The following is a 14028-nucleotide window of genomic DNA, read 5'->3' on the forward strand; positions in this document are numbered from 1 at the left end:
GGTAAAGTTAAGTATCATCACTGATTAATGATAGCAAATATTCACCAAAGGCAGTTTATACTGACAGTATTGAGATTAATGCTGCTTTGATGAGCCTTCAAGCTAATCTAAAAGCTGCTGGCGATTACCTACGGGATAGCTACGCGGCGCGTACATCATCCCCAATTTTCGACAAAAAGATTGGAAATTATGTGTAAAACTACAGATGTTTGTTGCATGATGTTCTACAAAAAAAATGGTTCGTAGTGAGGACTTTAGTCCTATTAATACCAATTTAAAAGTGTTACTATAACCCTTCGATATTGTTCCTATAAAATTAGGTACGTTGTTGGGCTTTAGCCCTCTTTATCTATACTCCAAAAGAGGGCTAAAGCCCAACAACGTACCTTTATTTATTAATAAGTTGGGTCTAATACGCTACCCCAACTTTGAGGAATTAGGGGGAATCTACCTTAAGTGAACTGTATTGGATTATATGTAAATAAAAATTATAGGACTAAAGTCCTCACTACAAACTTTTTAATTTCGCTAAAAAGCGGGATTAATGCAGATGAATTTACCTGCATTAATCCTCAATTATTCGACAGTTTGTTAAGCCGCAACTAAACCGCTGTGTCTCAACAAAGCTTTAGTGCTCGGTTCGCGTCCCCGGAATGTTTTAAACACTTCCATCGGGTGCAAACTGCCGCCCAATCCTAACACTGTATCTCTGAAGAGTTTACCTGTAGAGGCGATCGCACTTTCATCTTCCAAACCCGCCTCCTCAAACGCCGCAAAAGCATCAGCACTAAGGACTTCCGCCCATTTGTAGCTGTAATAGCCCGCCGCATAGCCGCCCGCAAAAATGTGTCCGAAAGCGCACAAAAATGCGTCTTCTTCCAGAGGAGGCAACACAGTTGTCGTTTTAGCGATGCGGTTGCGGACATCCGCCACGGTTTCACTGCCGCCCGATCGATAGCGGTGGTGCAATTCGATATCAACACTGCTAAAATGTACTTGCCTGAGCATGGCACTGCCGCTCATGTAGTGGCGCGCTGCTAGCAGCTTTTGGTAATAGTGTTCCGGCAAAGTTTCCCCAGTTTGGTAATGTTTCGCCATCCCGAACAAAGTCGCCCTATCGTAACACCAATTTTCCATAAATTGACTGGGCAACTCCACCGCATCCCACTCAACATTATTGATGCCCGAAGCTCCCGGATAGTCTACCGTTGTCAGCATATGCTGCAAACCGTGGCCGAATTCGTGAAACAAAGTTTCTACTTCCAAAAAAGTCATTAAACTCGGTTTCCCGTCAACCGGAGGGCTTTGGTTGCACACCAAATACGCCACAGGTAAACGCGTTGTTGTTTTTCCCGCTTCCACAAACTTAGCGCGCACCACGCACTCATCCATCCAAGCACCGCCGCGCTTTTCTTCTGGGCGGCTGTAGGGATCTAGATAGAAATTGGCGATCGCATTTCCGGCTTCATCATCTATTTTAAAATAACGCACGTCTTTGTGCCAGACAGGAGCTTGACCGTCCGCCGCCGTTACCGTCACACCGAAGAGCCGCTTTACTAATCCAAATAACCCCTCCAAAACCTGCGGCAAAGCAAAATAAGGACGCAATTCTTCGGCACTAAAAGCAAACTTTTCTTCCCGCTGCCTTTCCGCCCAAAAACCCACATCCCAGTGCTTCAAATCCGCAGCTTCCGGCGCGCCTTTAGAGGCAGCAAAAACTTTCAATTCTTCTAAATCTTTGACAGCAGCACTGTAGCTAGCCAAGCGCAATTCTTCTAACAAAGCTTCCACTGCTGTCACGTTAGGAGCCATTTTGCTCGCCAAGCTCAATTCGGCATAACTGCCAAACCCGAGCAAAGCAGATTTTTCGTGGCGCAGTGCTAAAATGCGATCGGTCAAAGGCCAGTTATTCAATTCTCCACTGCTAGCTCTGCCGATCAAAGCTTTGTACAACTTTTCGCGCAAATCGCGGCGAGTGCTGTGCTGCATAAAAGGCCCGTAACTCGGAAAGTCTAAAGTAATCCGCCAAGGGCCATTTTCCGCACCGGCATTTTCGGCGCCGGCACTGCGAGCCGCTTGAGCTGCTAAACTCAACAAACTCGGCGGTAAACCGTCAATTTCGTCTTTGTTTGTGAGGGTGATACTGAAAGCTTTGGTAGCGTCGAGGACGTGATTGGAAAATTGAGTAGTAATTTCTGCCATTTCTAATTGAATGGCATTGAAACGCTCTTTTTGCTCGCCTTCTAAACCAACGCCGGAGAGTTGAGCATCTCGGAGGGAGGCTTCGACAATTCGCTGTTGAGCTGACTCTAAACTGTCCCAATTTTCGCTAGCCCGCAGCGCTTTAAAACCTTCATAAAGCGGTTTGCTCTGACTGAGCTTGCTCGCAAATTTTACTACTTCCGGCTGCACTGTTTCGTGAGCCGATCGCAATTCCGGACTATTTTTCACCCCCATCAAATGTCCGACAATGCTCCAAGTCCAATTTAAACGCTCTCCGAGCCGCTGCAATGGTTCTACCAAACCGCTCCAAGTCGGCTCAACAGAGGCTTCTAAGGCAGCTAACTCGGCTTCTAGTTCCGCCAGCAGTTGGGTAACGGCGGGGACTACGTGTAGGAGTGCGATCGCATCAAACGGTGGCAATCCTTTGCCAATTAATAACGGGTTATCAGTAACAGTTACGGTTGCGGTCATTTAATTTTCTTGTAACAGGTTGAAAACAGGTGAACTAGACAGATTGCCTTTTCAATTTGTAACACAGTTGTCGGAAAAGTTACACTCCAGCCGGGTGAGGGAGAGGGGGAGAGGGGGAGAATCTGGGAGCATCTCATTTTCGCAAAAAGTATTTTTTTTACAGTGCGAGCGGGGACGCTCGCACTACAAATGCCAAACTCAGATGCACCAGAAAATATTCCTTCTGACTGATGACCAATAACTGCTGTTGACGGCTGTTCGCGAGCGGAGACAGCACTAATGATTGGTGTTCGCGAGCGGGGACAGCACTATTAAATGCAAAACTGATATGCTCCCCTGCCAACTATCAACTGCTTTCGCAGTCAACTGTCAACTGTCAACTGTCAACTGTCAACTGTCAACTGTTTTGCAACTCCTTGACAACCGAGATTAAGCGCTTGAGGTGAGGTTTGACAACTTCTTGCTGCTCGTGTTCCAAACGGTGAATTTGAGCTTGAACTACAGACAAATCCGGAGTCGATTGGTACACAGGAGCTTGCACTTGGCTTTGCAGATTAGCCATAACTTTCTGGATTTCCAAAAATCGAGTATTTACTAATTCCCAGTCATCTCGGGTGAGAGCAGTTTCTGTCAAGCTCTTCATCGCACTTTGCAGTTGTTCTATCGCCTGTTCCACAGCTTCGATATTTGTCGGTTGGCCCACCGATAAATCTTGAATTTGTTCCCTCACCTGCTGGCGAACATCGAGCACAGCAGACGCCACAATTTCTTGCAAAGAAGCTACCGACTCTCCCAAACTCAGCAATTGTCGCTCAATATCGATCGACTCCTCAAAAGCTGCATTCCTAGGCAATGCAGCCATTTGCTGGCGCAGCGCTGCAATATCTGCTGACAAATGCCTCCGCAATTTAACAATTACCGTTACCGCCGTTTTTTCGACCTTATTTACAGACTTTTGTACTTGGGCCAATTCCGAAGTTTGATGAACCCGCACTTGCTGCTCGAACCGATACCGATTAGCCACATTCAGCGACAAAGCCAAGGTTAGGGGAGCCACCCCGTAAAAAGCTTGACCAGACACTGCCACCGCCAAGGAACCCAAACCAGAGGCCGCCAGAGAGGCGTACTCTGCCACCTCCAGCCAGTGCCTTTGAGGAAAACTTGGCCTCAAGCGGTTTCTAACAGAGGGGTTTGGCTTCCGCACGACTCTTTGGGTCATAGTATTTTCTCGTTGTTGATAAGGTTGCGAGACAGAGTGGAGCATCGATTTATATCCTTTTTTCAGTTATATGTTTTACATTATTTCTGTGCACTCTTCTATTTTTACCTAATTCAGTAAGTTAAGGATGATTGACACATTATTATGTATTTGCGAGCCGTCTTGCTGTCGCCCACAATTGGGGCTGTTAAAAGCTGAACCCCAAGGCGTCCTCTATTTTACAGGACGGGGCGCGATCGCCCGCAGGCGATCGACAATCGCTGCACAGGTCGGTCGATTTGAGATTTTCCATTTTTCGATTTGAGATTAAAACTGCCACCTACTGACGGCGATCGAAGCTTTTAGCCTAGCGGTAGTTGCGTTTTTGTTCGTGCATTGGTATAATTTACTTCTTCTCAATTTCTCAGATATAATTTACAGCCAGACTTGACAAATGAAATCAGAAAAACCCGAAAAGGCCGATCGGCTCAAGTCTATTGTCAGTATCACAATCTTTATCATCCTCGTCCTAGCAGTCGGCTTTTTAAGCGTGAATTTTATTTCAGCTCTCTATGCTAAATTTGCTTAGAATAACTGATTAATTGGTAATTGGTAATTGGCTGTCAACTGTCAACCCTTTGGCTGCGCGAGCGGGGAAGCTGTCAACAGTCAACAGTCAACAGTCAACAGTGTCACAAGAGTTAATGCAAAAACTTGCGAACTTGATATTCGCGACTTTCGACGATCGGCATTTGCAAATCGCCCATTTTAGCATCCAACTCATCGATTGTGCTTTGCGGCACCGAGTTCCACTGTTCCCTAGTTTCCCAGCGAATCAACATCAGCACCTCATTTTCCACCGCATCCACCCAAACTTCTTTGCCCAAATAACCGGGAAAACTTTTGAGTCCGGCAGTCCAAACTTCTTCATCTCGCAGAATAAACTGTTCCCATTTTTCACGAGGTACTTTAAATCTCAGCCACTCAATTACCATATGATTTTAGATTGTAGATTTTAGATTTTGTAAGGTGCCCAGGCAAAAAAGGATTGGTATGTCATCTCAGATTCATATCGTGTTCTTTCGGTTAACCCGGATAAGTAAGGATCGCGCGTGCGGACTTAAGTCCGCTCTGATGATGCGGACACTCCCGACGCACTACGAACTATTTTTGTTGTGCTAAGCGACAGCACATTATATCATTCCTGACGCACCTACAAAACTTATTGAAAAAAACATTAGTTCTCAGTCACAACATTATGATAGTAAAAGCACCCTAAAATAATTCCAGATTTGGATTTAATCGATTAATCGTTACCGATCGCAATTTTAACGATTAACTCAGTTCCCTCTCCCGGACGAGAAATACACAGCAAGTCACCACCATGCTTTTCTACTACCAAATGCTGGGATATTGCCAATCCCAAACCTGTGCTCGTGGTCTGACATTTAGTGGTAAATAAAGGGTCAAAGATACGGCAGAGAACTTCTTCAGTCATTCCAGGGCCGTTGTCGCTAATGGCGATCGCCACTTCGCTCTCCCCTATCACTTCTGTCCGAATCCGAATTTCGGGATTGAATATTTCAGTTCCCGAGCTACCGGCAGACAACAAAGACTGATTTTGGATTTTACCATACTTTTCCGGATTTCTCCCCTCTGCTTCCAAAGCGTCGATCGCATTTGTCAACAAGTGCATGAACACTTGATTTAACTGTCCCGGATAGCAGCGGACTCGCGGCAAATCCCCGTATTCCTTAACTAGAGAAATACCCGGCCGTCCCCCTTTAGCTTGGAGGCGATTTTGCAAGATCAGCACAGTGCTGTCCAAACCTTCATGGATATCCGCAGGCTTCATTTCAGGTTCGTCAGTACGCGAGAACAAGCGGAGCGATCGCACAACATCCCGAATTCTCTCCGAACCGACTTTCATTGAATTTAGCAGTTTTGGTATGTCTTTTTTGATGAAGTCTAAGTCTAATTCTTCCATCAAATCTTGAATTTCCGGAGCTGGATCGGGATAATTTTTTTGGTAAAGGTCGATCGAACGCAGCAGTTCTTGAATGTAGCCAGTGGCGTGGCTGACGTTGCCAGAAATGAAACTAACTGGATTATTAATTTCATGCGCTATTCCTGCTACCAACTGCCCTAGAGATGACATCTTTTCTGTTTGGATCAGTTGAGTTTGAGTTTGCTGCAAAACTAACAGCGTCCGCTCTAATTTTGCCGCTTGCTGGCGCAGGCGTTCTTCCGATTCTTGCAAAGCCAACAAAGACTGTTTGCTTTCTGTAATGTCCAATCCCACAAATACCGCTGCCGTATTTTTTTGATATTTTTGAGCCACAATTAAATAAGTTTTATTTTCTCCTCTGATGCTCGCTGTTACTTCTTGAGAGGTCTTATGGTTCGAGCCGACAAAAAAATCGTATACTAAGTCGTTAAATTTGGGACTTGTATCTAAAAAACCTACTTTTTTACCTGCAAATAGTTCAGCAGGCATTTGATAAGCGGAAGCTAAATGTCGGTTTACTCCCAAGTAGCGCAAATCGGAACTTACCCAAGAAACTAATCCGGGTACCGCATCCAAGACGGCTTGAAGTTGCTCTTTTGCCTCTAAAAGCGCAGATTTTGCTGCGAGGCGAGCGGAAATGTCGCGGGCGATCGCGCAACAGTATTCGCAGCCGTCGTATTCTAAATAATTGAGTTGAACTTCAACGGGAACAATGGTGCCATTTTTGGTTTTATAACTGGTTTCAAAAGTAAGGTTGTTTTGCTGCTTGAGTTCAACCCAGCGCTCTGGCCAATCCGATGCTGACAATTGCGAATCGATGTCGGTGAATCTCAGCTTTAGCAGTTCCGATTCCGAGTAGCCTCCTCGATCGCAAGCCGCTTTATTCGCATAGCAAATTTGACCGTCGGAGGTGGTGAAAAAAACTGTATCAGCAGCATTGTCGAGGGCTTTTTGAGTTAGTTGTAGTTTTGTTTCTAACTTCTGGCTTTTGCCACCGGGCCTCCATATATTGTTGTAGAAATTTCTTTCTGTTATCTTTTCGGCAAACAGGATCAAACCGCCGATCGCACCTTCGTTATTTTTCCACGGCCAAAATACCCATTTTTCCGCAGCCCTGACCCCACCTTCGATTTGTCCTGCTACAGATACGGGCGATTGCCCTACGACAAACTCGCTATATTCCAAAACTCCCGCCAAACAAGCGCGAGCATTTTGGTGCCAATATTCCGGGAGATTTGGGAACAGTTCCCAATGAGACCGACCCAGGGCCTCACCGCCACCAAACCCGCAATCTGTTTCCCAGCGACGAGAAACCGACAGATAGCGCATTTCACAATCTACCATTGCCACGGCGTCGGCGGAGCGCTCCACAAACCGCCGAAATCCCTCTTTATTTTCGGACATGGCTGCATCAGGGGGTTGGTGGGCGATCGGGATTTTCCCCCCGGCATACCTTCCCAGTCGAATTTCTTGCTTAACTGGCTTAGTTTGCACGATTTGGGATTTCCTCCATAGCTGTCAAGTTTGAAAAATCTATTTCAGACCTAAAACACTCTTCCCCTGATTGGCTGTTTTGGGTGATACCCTTGGAGGGTCTCACCCATCAGTAATATCATTTTCTAGGAGATGTGTCCATAGGTACTTAATAAATTGTTCCCGAAACATTGACATTCAGGAAATTTCCTCATAATTATTCAACATTTGAGGTGGCGCAGCAGTACGCACAGGCTAGCTATCCCTCTTCGTGAATCGCCCAAAGTGTGTGAGACTTTAGGTGCGTCGTCAAACAAATTTGTGCGTAAATTCACTGGTAAAATCCACTCTCCCTTTCCGCAGCATCGCAGGATCTAATCTTTCAATTGTGTTACAAGTGAGTAACACTACGAGTTTCTGCTGAAATTGAATCCCGTGCTCGTCCATCACGCTTTGATACAGAGTTCCATCCAGCAAACTCAAAATATGTTCAGTTTTGTTACTGCGTTGGGCCGCTGCGGTCGATCGATCTTGAGCCAAATTATCAGCCTCGTTGATAATAATGCAAATCCGCTCCAAATAACTCGGGGGCACAAAATTTTCCACCGCATCATGATCTAAGATAAAGATCACATAACCCAGCGGCACTAAAATCTCCTTTGCTACCGCTTGAGTCCAAGCAGTTTTGCCAGTCCCCGGTTCGCCGCTAACCAACACAGCCAACTGATTTTGATCGAGAATTGCCTGCTGAACAGTATCAGTAAAACTTTGAACTTCCGCAGAAAAACTCCGAATAGGAAAGTGACTGTGAACCTGTCCGACACGACTTTTGTACCCGCTGAGAATCACCGCTAAATTATAAGTAGCCTTGCTAACTAACGGCGCAATATCTTTGCAAATCAGAGTGTAGCACCGCCGACCCCTGTCGTAGCTGTCAATTTGCAGCCAACAGCCTGCTTGTCCCCAATAAGCATAAACAGTACCCAAAACTTCCAAACGTTCCCAGCTAACAAATCGCTCCCGCGGATAAGAAAAATGCCGTTCCATAAAAAACTGGGTAATCGCATCCGGTTTACCCAGCAAATCCAGAACCTTGAAAACAACAATCTCTTGGAGTTTGTTGAGAACGTAGTCGATGGGAATACTAGCGCGGCTGACCAATTGAACAACAGGCGTTTCCGTGACTAAAACATCTTTGTAACGGTAATCCGGGTAAACCGGTTGCGGAGTAATGTAATCCCAAAACTCGTCTATTTCGTAGCGAGTATTTTCCGAGAATACATTTAAGATATTCGCCCACCAAGTATACTGGTGTCGTCCCATGGCATCGGCGATATCGCTGGCTGCATCTAAAGTTTTTTGAGCGAGTTCTACAGGGTCGCTAGATGCTAAGTGCAGCAGGTGTTCCCAATCAAATTGACGGTAGAGAGGTCGCCAGCCCGATCCTAGGAGCCCTCGATTTTGAGGGTTGTTTTGATTAAAATTGTTGTCGCGATCGCCCATATCTTCCGCACTCATCTTGTAAAACTCCTAGTTACTCTTATTTTAAAATATTTGTCGCACACTTGCTAGAACCAAACAGGATTTTCTCAATAAACTTTTAGATAATTGGGCGGCACCATATCTACCAACCAAACTTTGTTATCCGAGCAGTAAAATGTATGGCCGTCGCATTGCATTGCTGCGGTATCTACAATCAAGACTGCCGGGATGCCGTGTCTGGCACCTACTTTACGGGCTGTTTGAATGTCCGCCGACAAATGAACGTGATGTCGAGACATTTTCCGAATTCCTTCACTGAGAATAGACTTGACGGCAGTCTTGCCTGTTCCGTGATATAAAATATCTGGTGGAACAGCAGGTTCTAACTGCAAGTCAACCTCTACACTGTGTCCTTGGTTGGCCCGAATTAGAGTGCCTGTCGAGTCAAAAGAAAAGCGCTGTTTGTCGTTTTGGGCGACTACTTCCTTGAGTTCGTAAAGCTGAACGGAAAAGTTATTTTTTTGGCAAGCATCGAGGAGTTCGCCAACAGAAATCCAGCCCCCCGGTGCGAGTTGAATGCCGATGCGTGCGGGCGCGTGGCGCAGGTGTTTGCTGAGATATCTGCTAATTTTTATTAATCGGGCATCGTTCATCATTTTACTTAATTTATTGAGTTATTTTGTGGGTATATCGGGTTTATTTAATAGGTACGTTGTTGGGCTTTAGCCCTCTTTCGATATATATAAAGAGGGCTAAAGCCCAACAACGTACCTTTATGAATCGGGAAAAACTCTGCCTTCTACCTTGGGACAATGCCGCCAAAAATAGCAAAATTGAGATAGCGCCAGTGACAAGCTACGTCTGCAAAACCCGCTGCTGCCAACCACTGTGTCTGCTCTTCCACTGAGGAGGGAATATCTTCTTTTAGATAGTTTTGAAACCAAGCTGCATCGTCTTCTCCGTTAGCTTTCATGTACTGCCGCCACAACTGTTCGTATTGCTCCGTCAACCTGGGAGTCGCACCTGTGACAATATCTCGAATGAGCAAGATTCCTCCTGAATTCATTGACTGAAAAAGTTTCTTAAATAGCGTTTGTTTTCCGGCGCCGTCTAGGTGGTGGATCGCCAATCCTGAAACTACCAAATCGTAGCCGCTGCCGAAATCGTCTTCGGCGAAGTTTCCCTGCTGCAATGTCAATCGGTGTCCGAAAGCGGATAAGTTAGTTTGACAAACTTTTAGCATATTTTGGGCCATGTCAAAGGCTGTGACTTTTGCTTGAGGAAATGCTTGCAAAATCATTGCAGACAGTATGCCAGTTCCCGCGCCTAAATCTAGAACTTTTATGTTGGCATGGGTTTCAAAATCAATTAATTGCAATATTATTTCGTGTTGCTCGCGATACTGCGGAATGAGGCGGGGAATTAAACCATCATAATCAAATGCTCTTTCTTCAAATTGTTGGCGTACATCGTCTAAATTCCTAGATAAATTCACTAAAACTTTTCCTCAAATTTTTAATAGTTGAGTGCGTTAATGCAGTTGGACTGCTCTCTCGTTAAATGTCGTATTACATTTATAATACAAAATATTTACAGACCTGTCAAGATGTAAGGAGAAAATAATTGAACTGAAGTTGCTGACGATCGCAAAACACAGACTTGGTTAGCCATTTCCCAGCCAATTATTTGGGAAGTGTCAAGCCCTGCACATATATCTGGGATGTGGAGTTGAGGCAGAATGCGGGAGAGTCGAAAGCCTGGGGCAGAGATTTTGTGCCAGATGCGGCATATTCAACAGTTGACAGTTGACAGTTGACAGTTGACCATGGGAGAGCGACCTCTACCCTTAAGTCCGAGGATTGGAGTAATGAATAGTCTGATTTTAATTTCTCCCTCAAAGACTTGGGGCTTTCAACCAATTCTTTCTGGTAATTTTAAGAAAAAAGTTGGGTTTTTGCAGCCAGCGGCGGAGCGGGCAGATCTGAGAAAATCTGTCTTCAGATTGACCAATTTTAGTCTAAACTTCAAATAAAATTTCAGGTGACTCCAGTTTTCCAAAATAGTGCCACTGTAGGCAGCTATCCCCAACCCCGATAGTTCTTGTTCATTCCTCATCTAAAATCTCGAATCTCAAATGGTATGACTCCTGAGTGGATGTGCTGTTTGCCGAGCATTCATGAAAATAAAAATATACAAAATATTACACCCGCCGGTGCGGAAAAAACAGTGATAATTAATCAGGATGCGAGTAGATTAGGTGTCAGTCATCAGGGGACAATAGAAGCAATGGAAATTCAAGAGCGGAGCCAGGAGCGGCGCGATCGCCTCAGTCAAATTTCTACGATAAAAGAACTAGATTCGTCGCTGCAAGAAGGTTTAGATTTTAAAGTAGCGATCGACAGATCGGCACTGGCGGTGAGAACCGACGCCCGAGGAATTATCAATTATGTCAGCGATCGACTGTGCAGCATCTCTAACTATTCGCGTACTGAACTAATAGGGAGCCATTTTTGCATCCTCCATTCGGAATATAAGTCTTCGGAATTAACCAAAAATCTGCTGTCAACAGTTGCCAAAAATGAAGTTTGGGAAGGAGAAATGAAGAACCAAGCCAAAAATGGCAGTGATTATTGGGTGTACGCAGCAGTAGTTCCGCTTTTGGACTTTAACGAGAAACCCTGTCAGTATTTGGCGATCGGATTTGACATCACCGATCGCAAAGCCGTTGAAGCAGCCCAAGCCGCAGTCAACCGCGCCAAAGAAGATTTTTTGGGCATCGCCGGACACGAACTGCGATCGCCCCTGAGCGCGATTTTGGGATGGGTGCAGCTAGCTCGATCGCGCAAGTTAAACGAAGCTACCACCAACCGCGCTTTGGAAATCATCGAGCGCAACGCCAAATTGCAAAACCGGCAAATAGACAATCTCCTCGATTTGAGTCGGCTGCTGCGGGGGAAAGTCCGCCTGAACCTGGCTCGGGTTCACCTCCCATCTGTCATAGAATCGGCTATTGAGACCGTCCGCCCCGCCGCCGAGGCCAAAAACCTCCGCGTAGAAACACAGTTCTACCCCGGCGTCAGCTACGTTGTGGCCGACGTAGAGCGCTTGCAGCAAATAGTCTGGAACCTCCTGGCCAACGCCATCAAATTTACCCCAGAATCGACACCAGACCCAGTTAAAGTGCGGATCGAGCCTACAGAGTCGGGTACCTTGATTCGGGTCAGCGACAGCGGTTGCGGGATTGAACCCAAATTTGTGCCGCACATCTTTGACTACTTCCGCCCCGGAGATAGCTTCCAGTCCAAGGAACAAAATCGGCTCGGGTTGGGGCTCTCAATTGTGCGGCATTTGGTGGAATTGCACGGGGGAACTGTTTGGGCTTCCAGTCCCGGCCTGGGTATGGGGACGACGTTTGGGGTGCTGCTACCGATCGCGAACAGCAACAATTCGCGCGACGACGATCGCAAAAGCGCGATCGGCCGCACCGAAAACCACGCGGAATCGGTTCCCAAACCCCTAGCCGGAAAGCAAGTGCTGGTGGTGGAAACCAGCGCCGAGATTCGGGAATTTCTCAAAACAGCCCTCGAAGCATTTGGAGCCAAGGTAACAGCGGTGGGTAGCGCTGGCGAAGCGATGGCGCAGTTGGAACAGTCGCGGCCCGACGTGTTGGTGAGCGATATGGCGGTGTCGGAAACAGACGGCTCCGATTTGATCCGCCGCATCAGAGCCATGGAAACGTCCGAGCAGAGGGAACTGCTGCCGGCGGTGGCCCTGACGGGAGGCGTCCGTGAGGAGGATTCGGCATCGGCCCTCTCTGCGGGGTTTCAGAGGCATTTGTCGAAGCCGGTGGAGGCGAATCAGTTGGTAAGCGCGATCGTCCAATTGGCAGGGATGAGTGAATTTGGCTGCTCAGACGAGGGAAATGTTGGGGCGATCGCCCCGATGCCGGACTCTAACAGTTGTGACGACAAAAATAATGGGGGACAATTAAAGCCTGACAGCCGAGAATTACCGCTGTTGCTGGTAGTAGAAGACAACTATTCTCTGCTGGCTTACCTCCAAACTTTATTGAGTCCGTACTATCGAGTTGCGGTGGCGATGGACGGGGTTGAAGGTTTAGAAAAAGCCAAAAGTTTGCAGCCGAATTTGATTTTGAGCGACCAAATCATGCCCCGACAAAACGGACTGGATTTGCTCAAGGAGATTCGGAAGACGCCGGAGTTGAGTTCGACTCCAGTAATCTTTTTGACAGCGCGATCGGGCATGGAAGCTCGGATCGAAAGTTTGGATGCTGGTGCTGACGATTATATTTCCAAACCTTTTGACGAGAGGGAACTGTTGGCGAGGGTTAGAAACTTGCTCAGAACCCACGCAGCCGAACAGCAGTTGACAGTGCTCAACCGCCAATTGCAGCAGCAGAAACGGCAGTTAGAAACAGTGAATCGAGCCTTGCAGTATTTGGCAACTTACGACAGTTTGACTGAGGTAAGAAACCGCCGCTTTTTTAATGATTATATGGATGCGGAATGGCGGCGTTTGGCGAGGGAAGAAGCGTCGCTGTCATTGATTATGTGCGATATCGATTACTTCAAACTTTACAACGACACTTACGGCCACCAACCGGGGGACGAGTGTTTGCGGCAAGTGGCGCAGGTTTTGCAGAAATCGGTAAACCGATCGGCTGATTTAGTTGCGCGTTACGGTGGAGAAGAATTTGCCATAGTTTTGCCGAATACGGATATTGAAGGTGCGGCTTGCGTTGCCGAAAGGATCGCCCAACAGGTGCGGGATTTGCAGATACCTCACGCGCAGTCTGCTGTCAGCGAATATGTCACGCTGAGTTTGGGTGTAGCTTGCTGCATTCCGGCGCCGATGTCGCAGCCGGCGACGTTAATTGCGATCGCCGATGAGTCGCTGTACCGGGCGAAGGCCGCTGGGCGCGATCGGGTTTCGGTTGCAGCCTTTGAAGCATAACAGTCATTAGTCATTAGTTTTTAGGTGCGTGCGTGCGATCGAAAATAAACTTAATACAAACAAAGGTACGTAGTTGCGCTTCAGCGCTCTTTCATATATCTACCAAAAGCGCTAAATTTCAACCACTCTCAAACGCAAATATCAGATAAAATAAAGGTACGTAGTTGCGCTTCAGCGCTCTTTCATAGATCTGCCAAAA

10 protein-coding genes are annotated in these 14028 nt (G+C 46.6%); 3 read left to right on the forward strand and 7 right to left on the reverse strand.

Annotation, left to right across the window (positions count from 1 at the left end; translation table 11 throughout):
- Positions 1–591 precede the first annotated feature (591 nt).
- A complete protein-coding gene (locus tag QZW82_RS15365; protein ID WP_293149545.1) occupies positions 592–2694 on the reverse strand; it encodes a M3 family metallopeptidase in 2103 nt (700 codons plus the stop codon).
- Between the two features lie 397 nt (positions 2695–3091).
- Positions 3092–3913: a hypothetical protein gene (locus tag QZW82_RS15370; protein ID WP_293149547.1), complete on the reverse strand. Its 822-nt coding sequence runs from the start codon at positions 3911–3913 to the stop codon at positions 3092–3094.
- Positions 3914–4040: 127 nt separating this feature from the next.
- Between QZW82_RS15370 and QZW82_RS15375 the strand changes: the two genes are divergently transcribed.
- Both QZW82_RS15375 and QZW82_RS15380 read left to right on the forward strand, forming a co-directional pair.
- Positions 4041–4217 carry a hypothetical protein gene (locus tag QZW82_RS15375; RefSeq protein ID WP_293149549.1) on the forward strand — a complete coding sequence of 59 codons (177 nt, stop codon included), beginning with the start codon at positions 4041–4043 and terminating at the stop codon, positions 4215–4217.
- A 129-nt stretch (positions 4218–4346) separates the two neighbouring features.
- Positions 4347–4481, forward strand: coding sequence for a hypothetical protein (locus tag QZW82_RS15380; protein WP_293149551.1), 135 nt, complete (start codon positions 4347–4349; stop codon positions 4479–4481).
- A gap of 112 nt (positions 4482–4593) precedes the next feature.
- Here the strand turns inward: QZW82_RS15380 and QZW82_RS15385 are convergent, their stop codons facing one another.
- From QZW82_RS15385 to QZW82_RS15405, 5 genes are all read right to left on the reverse strand, one after another.
- Complete coding sequence (locus QZW82_RS15385; RefSeq protein ID WP_293149554.1) at positions 4594–4887, reverse strand: TIGR03792 family protein; 294 nt, start codon at positions 4885–4887, stop codon at positions 4594–4596.
- Positions 4888–5198: 311 nt separating this feature from the next.
- Positions 5199–7394 carry a PAS domain S-box protein gene (locus tag QZW82_RS15390; protein ID WP_293149556.1) on the reverse strand — a complete coding sequence of 732 codons (2196 nt, stop codon included), beginning with the start codon at positions 7392–7394 and terminating at the stop codon, positions 5199–5201.
- A gap of 288 nt (positions 7395–7682) precedes the next feature.
- Positions 7683–8891 (reverse strand): AAA family ATPase, encoded by a 1209-nt coding sequence (locus tag QZW82_RS15395; protein ID WP_293149558.1) that lies wholly within the window; start codon positions 8889–8891, stop codon positions 7683–7685.
- Between the two features lie 71 nt (positions 8892–8962).
- Entirely contained in the window at positions 8963–9511 is a 549-nt protein-coding gene (locus QZW82_RS15400) for an RNA 2'-phosphotransferase (protein ID WP_366665028.1), read from the reverse strand.
- A gap of 143 nt (positions 9512–9654) precedes the next feature.
- Positions 9655–10350: a class I SAM-dependent methyltransferase gene (locus QZW82_RS15405; protein ID WP_293149560.1), complete on the reverse strand. Its 696-nt coding sequence runs from the start codon at positions 10348–10350 to the stop codon at positions 9655–9657.
- Between the two features lie 644 nt (positions 10351–10994).
- On the opposite strand from QZW82_RS15405, the gene QZW82_RS15410 reads away from it, so the two are divergent.
- Positions 10995–13829: a diguanylate cyclase gene (locus QZW82_RS15410; RefSeq protein WP_293149562.1), complete on the forward strand. Its 2835-nt coding sequence runs from the start codon at positions 10995–10997 to the stop codon at positions 13827–13829.
- The last annotated feature ends 199 nt before the right edge of the window (positions 13830–14028 follow it).

Source organism: Microcoleus sp. bin48.metabat.b7b8b9.023 (assembly GCF_013299185.1).
Taxonomy (GTDB): domain Bacteria; phylum Cyanobacteriota; class Cyanobacteriia; order Cyanobacteriales; family Microcoleaceae; genus Microcoleus.